Annotated in this window: 18 protein-coding genes and 1 riboswitch; of the genes, 13 read left to right on the top strand and 5 right to left on the bottom strand. The window is 72.3% G+C overall.

Features of this window, described 5'->3' with window-relative positions; translation table 11 throughout:
• Window positions 1–55 precede the first annotated feature (55 nt).
• Window positions 56–691, bottom strand: a complete 636-nt coding sequence (locus ACFWBF_RS18695) for a hypothetical protein (protein WP_385602633.1) — start codon at window positions 689–691, stop codon at window positions 56–58.
• Window positions 692–919: 228 nt separating this feature from the next.
• Here ACFWBF_RS18695 and ACFWBF_RS18690 point away from each other — a divergent pair, with 228 nt between their 5' ends.
• From ACFWBF_RS18690 to ACFWBF_RS18680, 3 genes are all read left to right on the top strand, one after another.
• Window positions 920–1,783 (top strand): bifunctional methylenetetrahydrofolate dehydrogenase/methenyltetrahydrofolate cyclohydrolase, encoded by an 864-nt coding sequence (locus ACFWBF_RS18690; protein ID WP_385602631.1) that lies wholly within the window; start codon window positions 920–922, stop codon window positions 1,781–1,783.
• A complete protein-coding gene (locus ACFWBF_RS18685) occupies window positions 1,773–2,390 on the top strand; it encodes a DUF3017 domain-containing protein (protein WP_385602629.1) in 618 nt (205 codons plus the stop codon). Before ACFWBF_RS18690 ends, ACFWBF_RS18685 begins: the two co-directional genes overlap by 11 nt.
• A 296-nt stretch (window positions 2,391–2,686) precedes the next feature.
• Complete coding sequence (locus ACFWBF_RS18680; RefSeq protein ID WP_385602626.1) at window positions 2,687–3,676, top strand: malate dehydrogenase; 990 nt, start codon at window positions 2,687–2,689, stop codon at window positions 3,674–3,676.
• 108 nt (window positions 3,677–3,784) lie between these two features.
• Here the strand turns inward: ACFWBF_RS18680 and ACFWBF_RS18675 are convergent, their stop codons facing one another.
• On the bottom strand, window positions 3,785–4,288 hold the full coding sequence (locus ACFWBF_RS18675) for a carboxymuconolactone decarboxylase family protein (protein WP_385602623.1): 504 nt from the start codon (window positions 4,286–4,288) through the stop codon (window positions 3,785–3,787).
• A gap of 46 nt (window positions 4,289–4,334) precedes the next feature.
• On the opposite strand from ACFWBF_RS18675, the gene ACFWBF_RS18670 reads away from it, so the two are divergent.
• Window positions 4,335–5,729, top strand: coding sequence for a PLP-dependent aminotransferase family protein (locus ACFWBF_RS18670; protein WP_385602620.1), 1,395 nt, complete (start codon window positions 4,335–4,337; stop codon window positions 5,727–5,729).
• Here the strand turns inward: ACFWBF_RS18670 and ACFWBF_RS18665 are convergent.
• A complete protein-coding gene (locus ACFWBF_RS18665) occupies window positions 5,726–6,553 on the bottom strand; it encodes a hypothetical protein (RefSeq protein ID WP_385602660.1) in 828 nt (275 codons plus the stop codon). The genes ACFWBF_RS18670 and ACFWBF_RS18665 overlap by 4 nt on opposite strands.
• A 123-nt stretch (window positions 6,554–6,676) precedes the next feature.
• Between ACFWBF_RS18665 and ACFWBF_RS18660 the strand changes: the two genes are divergently transcribed.
• Together ACFWBF_RS18660 and ACFWBF_RS18655 are read left to right on the top strand one after the other, a co-directional pair.
• The gene (locus ACFWBF_RS18660) at window positions 6,677–6,982 is read left to right on the top strand and encodes a hypothetical protein (protein ID WP_385602617.1); all 306 of its coding nucleotides are present in this window, start codon (window positions 6,677–6,679) and stop codon (window positions 6,980–6,982) included.
• Window positions 6,983–6,988: 6 nt separating this feature from the next.
• Window positions 6,989–8,191: a glutathionylspermidine synthase family protein gene (locus tag ACFWBF_RS18655; protein WP_385602614.1), complete on the top strand. Its 1,203-nt coding sequence runs from the start codon at window positions 6,989–6,991 to the stop codon at window positions 8,189–8,191.
• A 17-nt stretch (window positions 8,192–8,208) separates the two neighbouring features.
• Here ACFWBF_RS18655 and rocD read toward each other — a convergent pair whose 3' ends face one another.
• Window positions 8,209–9,414: an ornithine--oxo-acid transaminase gene (gene rocD / locus ACFWBF_RS18650; RefSeq protein ID WP_385602611.1), complete on the bottom strand. Its 1,206-nt coding sequence runs from the start codon at window positions 9,412–9,414 to the stop codon at window positions 8,209–8,211.
• Between the two features lie 109 nt (window positions 9,415–9,523).
• A riboswitch (ZMP/ZTP riboswitch) is annotated at window positions 9,524–9,616 on the top strand.
• Between the two features lie 35 nt (window positions 9,617–9,651).
• Here rocD and glyA point away from each other — a divergent pair.
• The 4 genes from glyA (at window position 9,652) to ACFWBF_RS18630 (ending at window position 14,029) form a co-directional block, all read left to right on the top strand.
• Window positions 9,652–10,938, top strand: coding sequence for a serine hydroxymethyltransferase (gene glyA, locus ACFWBF_RS18645; protein WP_385602608.1), 1,287 nt, complete (start codon window positions 9,652–9,654; stop codon window positions 10,936–10,938).
• 245 nt (window positions 10,939–11,183) lie between these two features.
• The gene (trpS, locus tag ACFWBF_RS18640) at window positions 11,184–12,197 is read left to right on the top strand and encodes a tryptophan--tRNA ligase (RefSeq protein WP_385602605.1); all 1,014 of its coding nucleotides are present in this window, start codon (window positions 11,184–11,186) and stop codon (window positions 12,195–12,197) included.
• A gap of 127 nt (window positions 12,198–12,324) precedes the next feature.
• Window positions 12,325–12,909, top strand: coding sequence for a 2'-5' RNA ligase family protein (locus tag ACFWBF_RS18635; protein WP_385602602.1), 585 nt, complete (start codon window positions 12,325–12,327; stop codon window positions 12,907–12,909).
• Window positions 12,910–13,066: 157 nt separating this feature from the next.
• On the top strand, window positions 13,067–14,029 hold the full coding sequence (locus ACFWBF_RS18630; protein WP_385602599.1) for a YihY/virulence factor BrkB family protein: 963 nt from the start codon (window positions 13,067–13,069) through the stop codon (window positions 14,027–14,029).
• On the opposite strand, the gene ACFWBF_RS18625 is transcribed toward ACFWBF_RS18630, so the two are convergent.
• Window positions 13,983–15,218: a D-alanyl-D-alanine carboxypeptidase family protein gene (locus tag ACFWBF_RS18625; protein ID WP_385602596.1), complete on the bottom strand. Its 1,236-nt coding sequence runs from the start codon at window positions 15,216–15,218 to the stop codon at window positions 13,983–13,985. The two genes, ACFWBF_RS18630 and ACFWBF_RS18625, sit on opposite strands and share 47 nt — an antisense overlap.
• A 121-nt stretch (window positions 15,219–15,339) precedes the next feature.
• Here ACFWBF_RS18625 and ACFWBF_RS18620 point away from each other — a divergent pair, with 121 nt between their 5' ends.
• The 3 genes from ACFWBF_RS18620 (at window position 15,340) to ACFWBF_RS18610 (ending at window position 18,547) form a co-directional block, all read left to right on the top strand.
• Window positions 15,340–15,600, top strand: coding sequence for an SCO4848 family membrane protein (locus ACFWBF_RS18620; protein WP_385602593.1), 261 nt, complete (start codon window positions 15,340–15,342; stop codon window positions 15,598–15,600).
• Complete coding sequence (locus ACFWBF_RS18615; protein ID WP_385602591.1) at window positions 15,597–16,856, top strand: metallophosphoesterase; 1,260 nt, start codon at window positions 15,597–15,599, stop codon at window positions 16,854–16,856. Before ACFWBF_RS18620 ends, ACFWBF_RS18615 begins: the two co-directional genes overlap by 4 nt.
• A gap of 131 nt (window positions 16,857–16,987) precedes the next feature.
• Complete coding sequence (locus ACFWBF_RS18610; RefSeq protein ID WP_385602657.1) at window positions 16,988–18,547, top strand: ABC transporter substrate-binding protein; 1,560 nt, start codon at window positions 16,988–16,990, stop codon at window positions 18,545–18,547.
• Window positions 18,548–18,551 lie beyond the last annotated feature (4 nt).

The following is an 18,551-nucleotide window of genomic DNA, read 5'->3' as shown; positions in this document are numbered from 1 at the left end:
GCGTCCCGCAGACTGCGGGACGCGGCCTTCGCCGTTGCCGGGCCGGGGTCCGGGTTCAGTAGCGCGGGCGCTTGAACCAGACGGTGGCGCTGTTGTTGACCATGGACGCCAGGATGATGCCGCTGATGGTCAGGCCGATGCCCGCGCCGAAGACCGCCGGCGCGATCGCCACCGCGTGGTCGCTGCCGACGGCGGTGCCGATGTTGCCGAGGCTGCCCAGGAGGCCCAGCGCCGCGTAGATGATCGTCATGACGCGGACGCCGCCCCGGCCCTTGGCGAACCTGATGCCGAGGATGATGGGCAGCAGGGCGAAGGCGACCACCGCGATGCCGATGGCGGTGATGATTCCGCCCGTGAGCTCGCCGCTCGAGTTCGACACCTCCGACGAGAGGATGACCCCGCCGAGGATCGCCAGGGCGCCGCCGATCAGCTGGAGGCCGCCGATGATGAACAGCAGGACGCGCGCGGTCTTCATCAGGCCCGGCATCTGCACCGGGATGCCCGGGTAGCCGCCGGGGGCGACCGGGTACGCGGCGTAGCCCGGGTATCCCTGGGGCGCCGGGGCCTGCTGCTGCGGGTAGGCGTAGCCGCCCTGGGGCGGGACGCCCTGCGGGGCCTGCTGCGGGTAGCCGTAACCGGGCTGGCCCTGCGGCTGCTGCCCGTACGGGTTGTTCGGGTCGCCGAAGCTCATCTGGGGTGTTCCTCCGTGGAAGTGCGGGGACGCACGGCACGCGCGGAGGATCACTGCGTTCGGTATGCGGCCCGCCCCCCGGCACTGCTCGCGGCAACTCTTTCGGCCATCGTCGTCCGGCCGGAGCGGACTTGTCCAGCCGGTGTGCGACCGGCCGGTGACTTGTTGTGCAAGTGCAATGGAGGGCGCGACTGGAACCAGGACCACTTCATCCGGGAGGATGGACCCATGACCGCCCAGATTCTCGACGGCAAGGCCACCGCAGCCGCGATCAAGTCCGAACTGACCGCCCGCGTGGCATCGCTCAAGACCCGGGGCATCACCCCCGGCCTCGGCACCCTGCTGGTCGGCGACGACCCGGGCAGCCGCTGGTACGTCAACGGCAAGCACAAGGACTGCGCGGAGGTCGGCATCGCCTCCATCCAGCGCGAACTGCCCGCGACGGCCTCCCAGGAGGACATCGAGGCGGTCGTACGGGAGCTCAACGCCAACCCGGAGTGCACGGGCTACATCGTCCAACTCCCGCTCCCCAAGGGCATCGACACCAACCGCGTCCTGGAGCTGATGGCCCCGGAGAAGGACGCCGACGGCCTGCACCCGATGTCGCTGGGCAGGCTGGTGCTGAACGAGCCGGGCCCGCTGCCCTGCACCCCGTACGGGATCGTCGAACTGCTGCGCCACCACGGCGTGGAGATCAACGGCGCGCACGTCGTGGTCCTCGGCCGCGGCATCACCGTCGGCCGCTCCATCGGCCTGCTGCTCACCCGCAAGTCCGAGAACGCGACCGTGACGCTGTGCCACACCGGTACGCGAGACCTTTCCGGGCTGCTGCGCCAGGCGGACATCATCGTCGCGGCGGCCGGTGTCCCGCACCTGGTCAAGCCGGAGGACGTGAAGCCGGGCGCGGCCGTGCTGGACGTCGGCGTCAGCCGCGACGAGAAGGGGAAGATCGTCGGCGACGTGCACCCCGGGGTCGCCGAGGTCGCGGGCTGGATCTCCCCGAATCCGGGTGGAGTCGGCCCGATGACCCGGGCCCAGCTGCTGGTCAACGTCGTCGAGGCCGCCGAACGGACCGACACCAGTGCGGGCTGAGCGCGCGGCGGACCCGACCCCGGACGGCGCCACGGGCGGCACGGGAGCCACGGGCGGGACAGGCGGGACAGGCGGGACAGGCGGCACGAGCGGGACCGCGCCGGAGGCCTCGCCGTCCGGACGGGCCCCGAAGACACCCGCGGCCGCCGATGCGGCGTCCGCCGACAAGGCGGACGCCGGGGCTGCGGCTGCCGAGACGGCGGACGCCGAGGCCGGCGCCGCGAAGTCGCGGCGCTTCCCCTCCGTCACGCAGGACACCGCCCGCCCCGAGGGCGGCGGCCGCGCCGCGCCCGGGGACGCCCCCGCACCGGCCCGCCAGTGGCCGATGCTCGCGGTGCTCGCGGCGACCGCGGCAGGGCTGCTGTCCACCGCGACGGGGCACCCGCGCGTCGGCTGCCTGCTGATCGGCATCGCCCTGATCGCGGCGGCGGTGCTGCGGCGGATACTGCCGTCCGTGGGCATGCTCGCGGTGCGCTCCCGCTTCACGGACATGGTCACGTACGGGCTGCTGGGCGTGGCGATCACGCTGCTCGCGCTGGCCATGGAGCCCAAGGCGCTGCTGGACATCCCGTTCCTGGAGAGCGCGGTCCGCTTCACCGTGCGCTAGCGCCGTGACCGCACGAGCCGTGTCCACCGGGTGAACCCGAAGCCCCCGAAACGGGCCGATCTTCGGGGTGGAACGCCCGCGAACTGCCGAAACGCAGGGGGAATCGGGCCGCCGGGCCTTCGAACCGCCGGTCCGTGTGCCACGCACCACACGGACCGGGGGGTTGGCCCGGTCCCGGGTCGGATAGCCTGACCGCGGATGTCTCTTCACGTCAAGATTTACAGGGTCGGGGAGCGGCGTCCTCCCAGCACATGGGGCGGGGACGCCCCACCGCCAGCTGTCTAACGGAGAAGGCCATGACCCGCACTCCCGTGAATGTCACCGTCACCGGCGCCGCCGGCCAGATCGGCTACGCGCTGCTCTTCCGCATCGCGTCCGGCCACCTGCTCGGCGCGGACGTGCCGGTCAAGCTCCGTCTTCTGGAGATCCCCCAGGGCATGAAGGCCGCTGAGGGCACCGCCATGGAGCTCGACGACTGCGCGTTCCCGCTGCTCAAGGGCATCGACATCTTCGACGACCCGAACCAGGGCTTCGAGGGCGCGAACGTAGCCCTGCTCGTGGGCGCCCGCCCGCGCACCAAGGGCATGGAGCGCGGCGACCTGCTCTCCGCCAACGGCGGCATCTTCAAGCCGCAGGGCAAGGCCATCAACGACCACGCCGCGGACGACATCAAGGTCCTCGTCGTCGGCAACCCGGCCAACACCAACGCGCTCATCGCGCAGGCCGCCGCCCCGGACGTACCGCGCGAGCGCTTCACCGCGATGACCCGTCTGGACCACAACCGGGCGATCTCGCAGCTCGCGCAGAAGGCCGGCGCCGATGTCTCCGACATCAGGCGTCTGACCATCTGGGGCAACCACTCGGCCACCCAGTACCCGGACATCTTCCACGCGGAGATCGCCGGCAAGAACGCCGCCGAGGTCGTCAGCGACGAGCTGTGGCTCGCCGAGACCTTCATCCCGACCGTCGCCAAGCGCGGCGCCGCGATCATCGAGGCCCGTGGCGCGTCCTCCGCCGCCTCGGCCGCGAACGCCGCCATCGACCACGTGCACACCTGGGTCAACGGCACCGCCGCGGGCGACTGGACCTCGATGGGCATCCCGTCGGACGGCTCCTACGGCGTCCCGGAGGGCATCATCTCCTCCTTCCCCGTCACCACCAAGGACGGCAAGTACGAGATCGTCCAGGGCCTGGACATCAACGAGTTCTCCCGTACGCGCATCGACGCGTCCGTGGCGGAGCTCGTCGAGGAGCGCGACGCGGTCCGCGAGCTCGGCCTGATCTGATCCACCGGAGCCACCTGCTCCACCGGAGCCACCCGCTCCACCGCTTCACGGAGAACGCCCCGGCGGGCCTGCCCGCCGGGGCGTTCTCCGTGTGTCCACGACCGCCCGTCAGGCCTTGTGGGTGCCTGCCTTGTAGTGGCCCGGGGTCATGCGGGTGGTGACGCCGAAGCGGTTCCAGACGTTGATCGTCGCGATCAGGGCGATCAGGTGGGCGAGTTCCTGCTCCTCGAAGTGCTTCGCGGCCCGCTCGTACACCTCGTCGGGGACGAAGCCGTCCGTCAGTACGGTCACGGCCTCCGTCAGCTCGATGGCCGCGAGCTCCTTCTCGGTGTAGAAGTGGCGCGACTCCTCCCAGGCGCCGAGGAGCACGATCCGTTCCACGCTCTCGCCCGCCGCCAGCGCGTCCTTGGTGTGCATGTCCAGGCAGAACGCGCAGTGGTTGAGCTGCGAGGCGCGGAGCTTCACGAGCTCGACCAGGGTCGGGTCCAGGCCCTTCCGGGAGGCGACCTCCAGGGCGTAGACGGCCTTGTAGACCTCGGGGGCGGCCTTGGCCCACTGCATGCGGGGGGCCTGTTCGGGGACGGTCTCGGCGGGGTGCTGGTGCGTGGTCATGTCCCCACCCTACGAAGCAGGCGGACCACCGATATGGTCCATCTCCATGACGGAATCGTGGGCCACTTTCGGCGCGGACCTGCATCTGGAACTCACCCCCGGGCGCGGCCTGCGGGCCGGGCTCGCCGAGTCGCTGCGCGAGGCCGCGCGCAGCGGGCGGCTGGCCCCGGGGACCCGGCTGCCCTCCTCGCGCTCGCTCGCCGCCGACCTCGGGATCGCCCGGAACACGGTCGCGGAGGCGTACGCCGAGCTCGTCGCCGAGGGCTGGCTGACGGCCCGCCAGGGCTCCGGTACGCGGGTCGCGCAGCGGGCCCGGCCGCGGCGCAGCGCGCAGGCCGCGCCGGTACGCCGTCCCGCGCGGCCGGGGCATTCGTACAGCCTGCTGCCGGGCACCCCGGACCTGAGCGGATTCCCGCGCGCGGCCTGGCTGTCGGCGGCCCGGCGGGCGCTGACCGACGCCCCGAACGAGGCCTTCGGGTACGGGAGCGACCCGCGCGGGCGCGTCGAGCTGCGCGAGGCGCTGGCCGGGTACCTGGCGCGGGCGCGCGGGGTGTACGCGGACCCGGAGCGGATCGTGCTCTGCGCGGGCTTCGTGCACGGGCTGATGCTGCTGGCGCGGGTGCTCAAGGCCCGGCGGGTCCGGGAGGTGGCGGTGGAGGGGTACGGGCTGGACATCCACTGGGGGCTGCTCTCCGGGGCGGGGCTGCGGACCCGCGCGATGGCCGTGGACGGCGCGGGGGCCCGTACGGCGCAGCTGCCCTCCGAGGCCGGCGCGGTGCTGCTGACGCCGGCGCACCAGTTCCCCACGGGCGCCGCGCTCACCCCCGCGCGGCGGACGGCGGTGGTGGACTGGGCGCGGACCACGGGCGGGCTGGTCCTGGAGGACGACTACGACGGGGAGTTCCGCTACGACCGCCAGCAGGTCGGGGCCCTGCAGGGGCTGGACCCGGACCGGGTGGTGTACCTGGGGACGGCGAGCAAGTCCCTGGCGCCCGGGCTGCGGATGGGCTGGATGGTCGTCCCGCCGTCGGTGCTGGACGAGGTGCTGGCGATGAAGGGGCGGGTCGACTGGACCTCCAGCGCGCTGGACCAGCTCACCCTCGCGGAGTTCATCCGCTCCGGCGCGTACGACCGGCACGTGCGGGGGATGCGGACGCGCTACCGGCGGCGGCGGGACGAGCTGGTCGCGGCCGTCTCGGGCCGGGTGGAGGTCTCGGGCATCGCGGCGGGGCTGCACGCGGTGCTGGACCTGCCGCCGGGCACCGAGCGCGAGGTGATGCGGTCGGCGGCCTGGCAGGACCTGGCCGTGCACCCGCTGTCGTCCTTCCGGCACCCGGACGCGGTGGTCCCGCCCCGCGAGGCACTGGTCGTCGGGTACGGGACCCCGCCGATCAGCGCCTGGTCGGCGACCCTGGCCGCGCTGGTGGCGGCGCTGCCCTAAGAGGTCGCGCCCGGCTCCTCGGCCGGGGGTTCGCCGAAGCGGGCCAGGGCCAGGGCTCCGGCGACGGCCACCGCGAAGCCCGTCACCGCCAGCCAGGCCAGTCCCTCGCGGGGGCGGTCGCCGAGCCAGATCACGCCCACCGCCGCCGGGCCGATCGTCTCGCCGAGCACCAGCCCGGCGGTCGCCGCCGTCACCGAGCCGCGCTGCAGGGCCGAGGTGAGCAGCAGGAAGCCGGCGCCCCCGCCCAGCAGCAGTGCGTACAGCGCCGGGTTGGTGAGCGACGGCCCGTCGATGAGGCGGACGGACACCTCCACCACCCCGAAGCCGGTGCCGGCCGCGAGGCCCAGCACCAGGGCCCGGGGCCGGTCCGGCAGCCCGCCCGCCACCGCTCCCACCAGCAGTACCAGGCCCGCCACGGCCAGCAGTCCCAGCTTCAGCTCCAGCGACCCCTCCCCGGAGCCCTCCTCCCCGGACGCCAGCCCGAGCATGAGCAGTCCCGCGCAGACCACCGCGACGGCGGCCCACTCGCTCCTGCTCAGCCGCGTCCCCAGCAGTCGCGCCGAGACCACCGCCGTGACCGCGAGGCTGGCCGCCAGCGCCGCCCCCACCGCGTAGATCGGGATGTGCCGCAGCGCCACGATCTGCAGGACGAAGCCGACCCCGTCCAGCCCGAGTCCGGCGAGGTACCGCCACTGGCGCAGGGCCCGTAGCAGCAGGGCGGTGTCCACTCCCGAGCCGGTACCCGGCTCCGCCGCCCGCGCGGCCACCGCCTGGAGGACCGACGCCGTACCGAAGCAGACCGCCGCACCGAGCGCGCAAATCATCCCAATGAGCACGAACCGACTGTAGGTGAAGGGTATGAGCCGGGTGTGACAACGGCCGGATTCCATCGATCCGGGGCACCGCTCTACTCTGTCGGCAGCACGCCACCAGGGGAGCCGCCACAGATGGACACCAGCAGCAGTACCAACCAGCGCCGTATGCGCTCCGGCACCGTCGCGCTCGGCGGCATGGGCCTGCTCGCGGCCGCCCTGGTCGCCTGCGGCAGCAGCAACGAGCCCGACAAGCGCTGCGCCGACCGCGTCACGATGGAGAAGCTGAACACCAAGGAGTGCAAGAGCGGCGGCCGCGGCTCGTACTACTACGGCGGCAGCACCGCCAACAACCGGGTGAGCGGCGGCAGCTTCGACAAGTCGGCCGTCACCCGCGGCGGCATCGGCGGCGGCAGCCACACCGGCTCCAGCGGCGGCTGATCCCCGATGGAACGCCACACCATCGAGCCCCGCCCGGACTGGCAGCGGACGGTGGAGGAACAGGGGCTGATCTACCCCCTCACCCGCTACCCCGACGACACCCTGCGCCCGTACTGGGACGAGAGCGCGTACTACTCCTTCTCGCTCCCCGAGGTCGAGGCGCTGGAGAACGTCGTCGAGGAACTGCACGCCATGTGCCTGGCGGCCGCAGCGCACATCGTCGAGCACGACCGCTTCGCGGACCTCGGCATCACCGACCCCCAGCTCGCGGGCCGCATCGCCGAGTCCTGGCGGCGGCGCGCCGAACAGCCCTCCCTGTACGGGCGGTTCGACCTGCGCTACGACGGCTCCGGCAGCCCGGCGAAGCTGCTGGAGTACAACGCCGACACCCCGACCTCCCTCGTGGAGGCGGCGAGTCCGCAGTGGTTCTGGATGGAGGAACGCTTCCCCGGCGCCGACCAGTGGAACTCCCTGCACGAGCGCCTCGTCGACGCCTGGCGCCGGCAGGCGGAGCTGCTCCCGCCCGGCCCGCTGCACTTCGCGCACTCCGAGACCGACGAGCTCGGCGAGGACCTGATGACGGTCGCCTACCTCCAGGAGACCGCCGAGCAGGCGGGCCTGGAGACCGAGGCCCTGTCCGTCGAACAGATCGGCTGGGACAGCCTGTCCGGCCGGTTCGTGGACCAGAAGCTGCGCTTCATCCGCAGCTGCTTCAAGCTCTACCCGTGGGAATGGCTGGCCGCCGACGAGTTCGGCCCGCAGGTCCTCGGCACCTACGACCACGGCGGCGGCTCCGGCTCGACCGTGTGGATCGAGCCGATGTGGAAGATGCTGCTGTCCAACAAGGCGCTGCTGGCGGTCCTGTGGGAGCTCTTCCCGGAGCACCCGAACCTGCTGCCCGCCTACCTCGACGGACCGCGCGAGCTCGCGGAGGCCGGCGCTGCCGGGTACGTCGCGAAGCCGCTGCTGGGGCGCGAGGGCGCCGGGGTGACGCTGCACCCGGCGGACGGGAGCGGCGAGCCGTTCGTCCCGGCGGAGGGGGAGGCGTACTGCTTCCAGGGCCTCGCCCCGCTGCCCGACTTCGACGGCAACCGGGTGGTGCTCGGCGCGTGGGTCGTCGAGGACGAGGCGGCGGGGCTCGGCATCCGCGAATCGGCGGGGCCGGTCACGGACGAGTACGCCCGCTTCCTGCCCCACGTCATCTTGTGAGACGCGGCATCCTCTGATCAGGCGGACAGCACCGACCTGAGCTGGTCCAGGCCCCAGTCCAGGTCCTCCTTGGTGATCACCAGCGGCGGCGCGATCCGGATCGTGGAACCGTGGGTGTCCTTCACCAGCACCCCGAGCCCCATCAGCTTCTCGGAGATCTCCCGGCCGGTCCCGAGCGCCGGGTCGATGTCGACGCCGGCCCACAGCCCGCGTCCCCGTACGGCCGTCACCGCGCCCCCGCCGACCAGCAGGTTCAGCTCCCGGTGCAGGTGGTCGCCGAGTTCGGTGGCGCGCTGCTGGAACTCGCCGGTGCGGAGCATCGCGATGACCTCCAGGGCCACGGCACAGGCGAGCGGATTGCCGCCGAAGGTGGAGCCGTGCTCGCCCGCCTTGAACACGCCGAGCACGTCCCGGTCGGCGACGACCGCCGAGACGGGCACGACCCCGCCGCCGAGGGCCTTGCCGAGGATGTACACGTCCGGGACGACCTCCTCGTGCTCGCACGCGAAGGTCCTGCCGGTGCGGCCCAGGCCCGACTGGATCTCGTCCGCCATGAACAGGACGCCCCGCGCGCGCGTCAGTTCCCGTACGCCGCGCAGGTATCCGGCGGGCGGCACGAGGACCCCCGCCTCGCCCTGGATCGGCTCCAGCAGTACGGCCACGGTGTTCTCGGTGACGGCCGCGGCGAGCGCGGTGAGGTCCCCGTACGGGACGATCTCGAAGCCCGGGGTGTACGGCCCGAAGTGGTCGCGGGCCTCGTGGTCGGTGGAGAAGGAGACGATCGTCGTCGTGCGGCCGTGGAAGTTGTCGGCCGCGACCACGATCTTGGCGTGGCCGTCCGGGACGCCCTTGACCTCGTAGCCCCACTTTCGGGCGGTCTTCACGGCCGTCTCCACGGCCTCCGCGCCCGTGTTCATGGGGAGCACCATCTCCTTGCCGCACAGCGCGGCGAGTTCGGTGCAGAAGTCGGCGAAGCGGTCGTGGTGGAAGGCGCGGGAGGTGAGCGTGACCCGCTCCAGTTGGGCGCGGGCCGCGTCGAGGAGGCGGCGGTTCGCGTGGCCGAAGTTGAGGGCCGAGTAGCCCGCCAGCATGTCCAGGTACCGGCGGCCCTCCACGTCGGTCATCCACGCGCCGTCCGCGGTCGCGACGACGACGGGCAGCGGGTGGTAGTTGTGCGCGCTGTGCGCGTCGGCGGAACGGATGGCATCTGCAGTTGTCGACACGGGGTCTCCGATCGTCCGTCAGGCCTGTGACGAGGGTGGCGTCACCCTCCATCCTCGCTCGTATACCGGACGGAGAAACCTTTCTCGTGGCGCGCCCGCTAAGGTGGCCGGTACGCACGACGACTGGCGCACGGAGAACCGACTCCGGGGGAGTCGTGCGGGCACGACACCGCACACAGGGCCGCTCGCCTGGGCCTCGCGGGGACGAGACCTGACATCGACCCCGGAGGAGCCGCCATGACCGCGCGCCAGCCGTCCGCCCACCCCGCCCATCCCGCCCTTTTCGCGACCGACCCCGAACTGGCGTCGTTCGTCGCGGCGGAGGAATCCCTGCAGGCCGAGACCCTGCGCCTGATCCCGAGCGAGAACTACGTGTCCGCGGCGGTGCTGGAGGCCTCCGGCACGGTGCTGCAGAACAAGTACAGCGAGGGCTACCCCGGCCGCCGGTACTACGAGGGCCAGCAGAACATCGACCGCGTCGAGGCGCTGGCCGTCGAGCGGGCCAAGGGCCTGTTCGGGGTGGACCACGCGAACGTGCAGCCGTACTCCGGCTCGCCGGCCAACCTGGCGGTGTACCTCGCCTTCGCGAAGCCCGGCGACACGGTGATGGGCATGGCCCTGCCGATGGGCGGGCACCTGACCCACGGCTGGGGCGTGTCCGCGACGGGCTCGTGGTTCCGGGGCGTGCAGTACGGGGTCTCGGCCGGGACGGGGCTCATCGACTACGACGCGGTGCGCGACCTCGCGCTGGCCGAGCGGCCGAAGATCATCTTCTGCGGCGGCACGGCGCTGCCCCGGACGATCGACTTCGCGGCCTTCGCGTCCATCGCCGAGGAGGCGGGCTCGATCCTGGTGGCGGACGTGGCGCACATCGCGGGCCTCATCGCGGGCGGCGCGCACCCGTCCCCGGCGGGGCACGTGGACGTGATCTCCACGACCACGCACAAGACCCTGCGCGGTCCTCGCGGCGCGATGCTGATGTGCCGGTCGGAGCACGCGAAGGCGATCGACAAGGCGGTGTTCCCCGGCCTCCAGGGCGGCCCGCACAACCAGACGACGGCCGGTATCGCGGTGGCGCTGCACGAGGCGGCGCAGCCGTCCTTCGTGTCGTACGCGCACGCGGTCGTCGCCAACGCGAAGGCGCTGGCCGCGGAGCTGCTGGCCCGGGGCTTCGACCTGGTGTCGGGCGGTACGGACAACCACCTGATCCTGATGGACCTGACGTCGCGGGACGTCCCGGGCAAGGTCGCGGCGAAGGCGCTGGACCGGGCGGGGATCGTGGTGAACTACAACACGGTGCCGTTCGATCCGCGCAAGCCGTTCGACCCCTCGGGGATCCGGATCGGTACGCCGTCGCTGACGTCGCGGGGCCTTGGGGTCGACCACATGCCGCTGGTCGCCGACTGGATCTCCCGCGCGGTGGACGCGGCCGCGAAGTCCGACGAGCCGGCCCTCGCCGCCATCCGTGCGGAGGTCGCGGACCTGATGTCCGCCTTCCCGGCCCCGGGCCTGCCGCAGCCGTAACCCTGCGGCGCCGCCTCACACGCGGGCGGGGCTGATCTTTGCAGCTCTGCCCGCGTGGCCGGCCGGGCGGGGCTGCGGGGAAAGCGGTCGCTTGCTTCGGGCAAGATCCGGCCGCGCGGCTACGCGCGAGTACGGGCGCGGCCGCCCGCGCCGCCCGGGGCGCGGGGGCGGCCCCGGGCCGGGCCCCGCCCGGATCCGGCCAGCGCAGGGGCGGAGCCCCGCCCCGCACCTGAGAGAATGAAGCCATGGCTTCTGATCGTCCTCGCGCGCTCTCCGGCATCCAGCCCACCTCCGGTTCGTTCCACCTCGGGAACTACCTCGGAGCCATCCGCCAGTACGTGGCCCTGCAGGACACGCACGACGCCTTCTACATGGTCGTCGACCTGCACGCGATCACCATGCCGCAGGATCCGAAGGACCTGAGGGCCAACACCCGGCTCTCCGCCGCGCAGCTCCTCGCGGCCGGGCTCGACCCCGAGCGCTGCACGCTCTTCATCCAGAGCCACGTCCCCGAGCACGCGCAGCTCGGCTGGGTCATGAACTGCATCACCGGCTTCGGCGAGGCCAGCCGGATGACCCAGTTCAAGGACAAGTCCGCCAAGCAGGGTGCGAACAACGCCACCGTCGGCCTCTTCACGTACCCGATCCTCCAGGTCGCCGACATCCTGCTCTACCAGGCGGACGCCGTGCCCGTGGGCGAGGACCAGCGCCAGCACATCGAGCTGACCCGCGACCTGGCCGAGCGCTTCAACCAGCGCTTCGGCGACACCTTCACCCTCCCCGCGGCGCACATCGTCAAGGAGGTCGCGAAGATCTACGACCTCCAGGACCCGTCGATCAAGATGTCGAAGTCGGCGTCCTCCCCCAAGGGCCTGATCAACCTCCTCGACGAGCCCAAGGCCACCGAGAAGAAGATCAAGAGCGCGGTCACCGACACCGAGGCCGTGATCCGTTTCGACGCCGTGGAGAAGCCCGGCGTCAGCAACCTGCTCACGATCTACTCCACGCTCACGGGCGAGAGCATCCCCGCCCTGGAGGCCCGCTACGAGGGCAAGGGCTACGGCGCGCTCAAGACCGATCTGGCCGGTGTGATGGTCGATTTCGTCACACCGTTCAAGCAGCGCACCCAGGAGTACCTGGACGACCCGGAGACCCTGGACTCCCTGCTGGCCAAGGGCGCGGAGAAGGCTCGGGCGGTCGCCGCGGAGACCCTGGCGCAGGCCTACGACAGGCTCGGACTCCTCCCCGCGAAGCACTGAGCGAAAGAGGGCCCTGGCGATCTGGGGGGTGCTGGCGCCACACTGGGGCGGCAGCACTCACACAGGCAGCGCGCAGCCGGCACCCAGGCAGCGCCCGACGACCGGAACGACGACGGAGGAGAGACTCGTGGGGACCGTAACGCTCGGCGTTTCGATCGCGGTCCCGGAGCCGTACGGCAGCCTGCTCCAGGAGCGGCGCGCGGGCTTCGGGGACGCAGCCGCGCACGGCATCCCCACGCACGTCACCCTCGTGCCGCCCACCGAGGTGGAGGCGGAGCGGCTTCCGGAGATCCGCGCCCACCTCGCCGACGTGGCGGCGTCCTGCCGCCCCTTCCCGATGCGGCTGGCCGGCACGGGCACCTTCCGCCCCCTCTCGCCGGTCGTCTTCGTCAAGGTCGTCGAGGGCGCCACGAGCTGCACCCGCCTCCAGGGCCGGGTCCGCGACCCCGAGGGTCCGCTCAGCCGCGAGCTGGCGTTCCCGTACCACCCGCACGTCACGGTCGCCCACGGGATCTCCGAGGAGGCGATGGACCTGGCGTTCAGCGCGCTCGCGGAGTACTCCGCGGATTGGCTCTGCGGCGGATTCGCCCTCTACGAGCAGGGCTCCGACGGGGTCTGGCGCAAGCTCCGGGAGTACCCCTTCGGCAGCGGCCCGACCGGAGTACCGGCACAGCTCGGGTCACCGACCGACACCGCCGCCGTCCTCGACTGACGCAGGAATCTGTACCGGAACCTGAGCCGGAAACCGATCCTGCGCAGGACCAGGGCATGGAACGGGCGAGCCGTCGGGCGAAAAGTCACAAACGACGACCGTAGTCCCCAGCGGCGGCAATCCCGGCCATTTCCGACAGCTCATTTACGGTGACGGTATGGACTGGCTGAGGAAACTCCCGGCGATCGGGCCCCTGGTGGCCGCCCTGATGCGGACCCACGCGTGGCGTTCGTACCAGCGGCTCGATCGCGTGCACTGGACCCGGCTCGCCTCCGCGATCACCTTCATCAGCTTCCTCGCGCTCTTCCCGCTGATCACCGTGGCCGCCGCCGTCGGCGCCGCGCTGCTCAGCAAGGAGCAACTGGAGCGCTTGCAGCACAACCTCGCCGAGCAGGTCCCCGGCATCTCCGACCAGCTCGACCTCGACGCCCTCGTCGCGAACGCGGGCACCATCGGGCTGGTGGCGGGGGCCGTGCTGCTCTTCACCGGCATCGGGTGGGTCGGCTCGATGCGGGACTGCCTGCGCGCGGTGTGGGAGAAGGACGACGAGGACGACGGCAACCCCTTCGTGCGCAAGGGCAAGGACACGCTCGTCCTGATCGGCCTCGGCGGTGCGAGCCTGGGCTCGGCCGCCGCCTCGATCGTGGGCTCCAGCGCCGTCGGCCGCCTCGGCGGCTGGCTGGGCATCCCGCAGGACGGTGCGGGGGGTGCGCTGCTGCGGGCCGGGGCCTTCCTCGTCGGCGTGCTGGCCGCGTTCCTGCTGCTGCTCTACGTCCTGACCCTGCTGCCCGGCGTCGAACCGCCGCGCGGCCGCCTGCTCCAGGCCGCGCTCATCGGCGCGGCGGGCTTCGAGCTGCTGAAACTGCTGCTCAGCGGCTATATGCGCGGGGTCGCCGCAAAGAGCATGTACGGGGCCTTCGGCGTGCCGATCGCCCTGCTGCTGTGGATCAACTTCACGGCGAAGCTGCTGCTCTTCTGCGCGGCCTGGACGGCGAGCCGCGACGACGCGGACGGCGACGGGGCCCAGGACCCGGAGCAGGAGCCGGGTCCCGCCGCCGCGGAGGCCGGGCCCATCACGCCGACCCGCGACCCCGGCGCCCCCGCGGCCAGCGGCGGTTGACGGCGAAGGCCCCGCCCGCGAGCACCGCGAGCGCCCCGCCCGCGATGCCGAGGGCGGTGCCGATCCCGCCGCCGGCGCCCCCACCGGCCGCCGACGCGTTGTTCTCGTGCGACTGCGCGGGGGAGCCCTGCGAGGTCGTGTCCGCGCTCTTCGGCGGGACCAGCTCGCCCACCGGCTTGACCTTCCCCTGCGCGGCGAAGCCCCAGTCGAAGAGGTCCGCGGTCTCCTCGTACACGGAGTTGACGCCACCGGCGCCGGGGTTCATCACCGTGACCAGCAGCTTCTTGTCACCGCGCTGGGCCGCGCCGGTGAAGGTGGAGCCCGCCATCGTCGTGTTGCCGTTCTTGACCCCGGCGATGCCCTTGTACGGGGAGATGCCGCCCGCGCCCGTCATCAGCCGGTTGGTGTTCTGGATCTCGAAGTAGTCGCGCGGCTTCCCGGCCTCCTGCCGGCCGGGGAACTTCGCGCTGGACGTGCCGCAGTACTCCCGGAAGTCCTGCTTCTGCAGGCCCGAGCGCGCGATGAGGGTGAGGTCGTACGCGCTCGACACCTGGCCGGGCGCGTCGTAGCCGTCCGGGGAGACCACGTGCGTGTCGAGGGCCTGGAGCTCCTCGGCGTGCGCCTGCATGTCCTTGACGGTCTTGTCGACGCCGCCGTTCATGGCGGACAGCACGTGCACGGCGTCGTTGCCTGAGCGCAGGAACACCCCGAGCCACAGGTCGTGGACGGAGTACTCGTGGTCCTCCTTGACCCCGACCAGGCTGGAGCCCGCGCCGACATCGGACAGTTCCTGCTCGGTGACCTTGTGGACCTGGTCCTTGGGGAGGGTCGGCAGCACGGTGTCCGCGAAGAGCATCTTCATGGTCGAGGCGGGCGGGAGCCGCCAGTGCGCGTTGTGCGCGGCCAGGACCTTGCCGGTCTCGGCGTCCGCCACGATCCACGACCGGCCCGTCAGGTTCGCGGGCAGGGCGGGCGCGCCGGGCAGCAGGTTCACCTGGGTGCCGGGCTGTCCGAGTGAGGCGCCGCCGACCGTGGACATCGAGGCGGGCGGGGCGAGCGCCTTGGGCGGCTGCCCCTTCCCGTCCGCCGGCGGGGTCGGCGTCGGCGCGGCGTGGGCGGGCGTCACGAGCATCGCGGGGACCAGCAGTGCGGCGGAAAGGACCGTCAGCGCGGTCTTACTGGCAGACACGCAGGTGAAAGTACATCCCGACCGGCTGTGCGCCGTCACGGACCGGCCAACCCGCCGCAACCACCGCCGGGTCAGCCCACCCCGTCGCGTCCGTACCGGGGACGGACCAGATACTGGGGGCATGAGACTCAGCCGTGCCGCCTCCTGGTTCCTGCTCGCCTTCGGCGTGTGGAGCTGGTTCATCTGGGTGTCTTTCGTCCGGAACCTGTGGAAGAACGGCAGTGGTCTGGCATTCGACGCGACGGGTGACCCGACGGCGTACTTCTGGGTACACCTTCTCCTGGCTGTGTCGTCCTTTCTCCTGGGGACGGCCGTCGGAGTGATCGGGTTGCGTGGGGTGCGGGCGCTGCGGCGTGAATCACGTACGGGCGCCGCGGCGTGACGATCGTGCTGGTGGTGGTCGCGGTGGCCGTCGTACTGGCCCTCCTCGGGCTGGTCCACCGCTGGCTGTGGGTCCGCCTGGTCCGCGATACGACGGCCCCGGGCGGCCCGGGCCGGCGCGCGGGCACGGTCGTGGCCGTGGCGCTGCCGGTGCTGGCCCTGGCGGCGCTCGTCGCGGGGCGGGCGGGGGTTCCGTTCTGGCTGGAGCGGGTGGTGGCGTGGCCGGGGTACCTGTGGCTGGCGGTGCTGCTGTATCTGGCGATGGCGATGGCGGTGGCCGAGCCCGTCCGAGCCGTGTGGCTCCGCCGGTACGCGGGGACGGCCCGGGCCCCGGCCCCGGCCCCGGCCCCGGCCGCGGCCCCGGCGGTGCCGCGGGGCTCCGCCCCGGACCCCGCGCCTCAAGCGCCGGCGGGGCTGAGTGGTGCGCCGGAGCTGGATCGGCGGGTGTTCGTCGCGCGGGTGCTCGGCGGGGCGGCTGTGGCCGTGGCGGGCGGCACCGTCGGGAACGGGGCGTACGGGGTGCTGCGCGGGCCGCGCGTCAAGCGGGTCCAGGTGCCGCTGGCCAAGTTGCCGCGGGCGGCGCACGGGTTCCGGATCGCCGTCGTCAGTGACGTGCACCTCGGGCCCGTGCTCGGCCGCGCGCACACCCAGCGGATCGTGGACGCCGTCAACGGGACCCAGCCCGACCTCATCGCGATCGTCGGCGACCTCGTCGACGGCAGCGTCCACGACCTCGGCCCGGCCGCCGAGCCGCTGCGCCGGCTCCGCGCGCGCCACGGCTCGTACTTCGTCACCGGCAACCACGAGTACTTCTCCGGCGCGCAGCAGTGGGTCGACCACGTCCGCGAGCTGGGCGTGACCCCGCTGGAGAACGCGCGCCGCGCGCTGGCGTACTTCGACCTCGCCGGGGTCAACGACGTCCAGGGGGAGAGCGAGGGCCACGGCCCCGACTTCCGGGCGGCCCTCGGCGACCGCGACCGCACCCGTACCGCGGTCCTCCTCGCCCACCAGCCGGTGGTCATCCACGACGCCGTCCGGCACGGCGTGGACCTCCAGCTCTCCGGCCACACCCACGGCGGTCAGCTCTGGCCCGGCAACCACGTCGCCGCGCTCGCCAACCCCACCGTCGCGGGCCTGGAGCGGTACGGGGACACCCAGCTCTACGTGTCCCGCGGAGCCGGTGCGTGGGGGCCGCCGGTCCGGGTCGGGGCGCCGTCCGACATCACAGTCGTGGAACTCGCCTCATATCAGGCCTGAACGGCCCCAACCGGCAGCGACACCCCGAGAATCGGCCTTCCCGAGGCTGATTTTCCGTGATTGGCTGTCCGGTAATCGGAGGTCGGGTCGCGCATCGCGGTGTGCGACGACGTGGGGTGGGGTCAAGGATGTTGCGGTCTGTCCGCTCGAAAGTGCTCGCGGCCGGGCTGCTCGTCGCCGTGGCCGGCGCCGGCGCCTGGCAGCTGCTGCCCGAGGAGGGCCGGGGGAGCGGCACCGCCATCCGCGTCGGGACGAGCGACGTGGTGTCCTCCCTCGACCCCGCCGGGGCCTACGACGCCGGTTCCTGGGCCCTGTTCAGCAACGTCTACCAGTCGCTGCTGACCATGCGGCCCGGCTCGGACACCCCCCTCCCCGACGCCGCGTCCGCCTGCAAGTTCATCGGGCAGAAGCTGACCACGTACCAGTGCGAGCTGCGCCCGGACGTGAAGTTCTCCTCCGGGCGCCCGATCACCGCCGAGGACGTCAAGCACTCCTTCGACCGCATCAAGGCGATCAACTCCGACCAGGGCCCGGCGCCGCTGTTCAACACGCTGGAGTCGGTCAAGGCCGAGGGACGCGTCGTGACCTTCAACCTCTCCGCGCGCGACGCCACCTTCCCCTTCAAGATCGCGACGGGCGCCGCCTCGATCGTGGACAAGGAGAAGTACCCGGCCAACGCCCTGCGCGAGGGCGTCAAGATCGACGGCTCCGGCCCCTTCACCCTCGCCTCGTACACGGCCGGCGCGAGCGCCGAGCTCAAGCCGAACGACGCGTACAAGGGCCAGGGCAAGCCCGCCAAGGGGGCCGTCACCGTCAAGTACTTCAAGGACTCCGCCCAGCTCGACGCGGCCTGGCAGGACCACGGGATCGAGGTCGCCCACCGCGACATGCCGCCCGCCGTGCTCGCCGGCCTCAACCCGGGCCTGAAGGACACCCGCTACCAGGCGTCCGGCGGCACCGAGACCCGCAGCATGGTCTTCAACGTCCGCCCCGGCTCCACCGTGGCGCAGCCCGCCGTACGCCAGGCCGTCGCCGCCGTCCTGGACCGCTCCGCGCTGGCCGGCCAGATCTACAAGGGCACGGTCACCCCGCTGTACTCCCTGGTCCCGGCGGGCATCGCCGCGCACAGCACGCCGTTCTTCGACGCGTACCCGGCGCCCAACGGCGCCACCGCCAAGAAGCTCCTCAAGGACGCCGGGATCACCACCCCGGTCCACGTCGGCCTCGGGGTCAACGTGCGCGGGGCGAACGTCGCCGAGGCCGAAGAGATCAAGAGGCAGCTGGAGTCCACCGGGCTCTTCCAGCTGACGATCAAGCCCGTGGAGAAGTGGAGCGACTTCCAGAAGGGTTATGCGGCGGGCGAGTTCGACGCCTACACCATCGGGTGGATCGCCGACTTCCCGGACGCGGACAACTTCGTCGCCCCGCTCGTCGGCGCCGACTCCTCCATGAACAACGGCTTCGCCGACAAGACCATCGGCGATCTGATCACCCGCACCCAGTCCTTCTCGGACCGCGCCGAGGCGGCCGCCGACTTCCGCGAATTGCAGAAGCTGGTCGCCCAGCAGGTCCCGATGCTGCCCATTTGGCAGAAGAAGGACTACGTGATGTCCCGCGAGGCCGTCACCGGCGCCCAGTACCTTTCCGACGGCACGGGCGTCTGGCGCCTGTGGGAGCTCGACTGGCTGTAGGGCG

Source organism: Streptomyces sp. NPDC060028 (assembly GCF_042736725.1).
GTDB lineage: Bacteria > Actinomycetota > Actinomycetes > Streptomycetales > Streptomycetaceae > Streptomyces.
The sequence above is the reverse complement of the archived record's forward strand: the minus strand, read 5'-3'. Positions and strand labels throughout refer to the sequence as shown.

Excerpts from the sequence above, each read along its gene's own strand:
- ACFWBF_RS18695 (WP_385602633.1), bottom strand. The coding sequence starts at position 691 with ATGAGCTTCGGCGACCCGAACAACCCGTACGGGCAGCAGCCGCAGGGC.
- ACFWBF_RS18690 (WP_385602631.1), top strand. The coding sequence starts at position 920 with ATGACCGCCCAGATTCTCGACGGCAAGGCCACCGCAGCCGCGATCAAG.
- ACFWBF_RS18680 (WP_385602626.1), top strand. The coding sequence starts at position 2,687 with ATGACCCGCACTCCCGTGAATGTCACCGTCACCGGCGCCGCCGGCCAG.
- ACFWBF_RS18675 (WP_385602623.1), bottom strand. The coding sequence starts at position 4,288 with ATGACCACGCACCAGCACCCCGCCGAGACCGTCCCCGAACAGGCCCCC.
- ACFWBF_RS18670 (WP_385602620.1), top strand. The coding sequence starts at position 4,335 with ATGACGGAATCGTGGGCCACTTTCGGCGCGGACCTGCATCTGGAACTC.
- ACFWBF_RS18665 (WP_385602660.1), bottom strand. The coding sequence starts at position 6,553 with ATGATTTGCGCGCTCGGTGCGGCGGTCTGCTTCGGTACGGCGTCGGTC.
- ACFWBF_RS18660 (WP_385602617.1), top strand. The coding sequence starts at position 6,677 with ATGGACACCAGCAGCAGTACCAACCAGCGCCGTATGCGCTCCGGCACC.
- ACFWBF_RS18655 (WP_385602614.1), top strand. The coding sequence starts at position 6,989 with ATGGAACGCCACACCATCGAGCCCCGCCCGGACTGGCAGCGGACGGTG.
- glyA (WP_385602608.1), top strand. The coding sequence starts at position 9,652 with ATGACCGCGCGCCAGCCGTCCGCCCACCCCGCCCATCCCGCCCTTTTC.
- trpS (WP_385602605.1), top strand. The coding sequence starts at position 11,184 with ATGGCTTCTGATCGTCCTCGCGCGCTCTCCGGCATCCAGCCCACCTCC.
- ACFWBF_RS18630 (WP_385602599.1), top strand. The coding sequence starts at position 13,067 with ATGGACTGGCTGAGGAAACTCCCGGCGATCGGGCCCCTGGTGGCCGCC.
- ACFWBF_RS18620 (WP_385602593.1), top strand. The coding sequence starts at position 15,340 with ATGAGACTCAGCCGTGCCGCCTCCTGGTTCCTGCTCGCCTTCGGCGTG.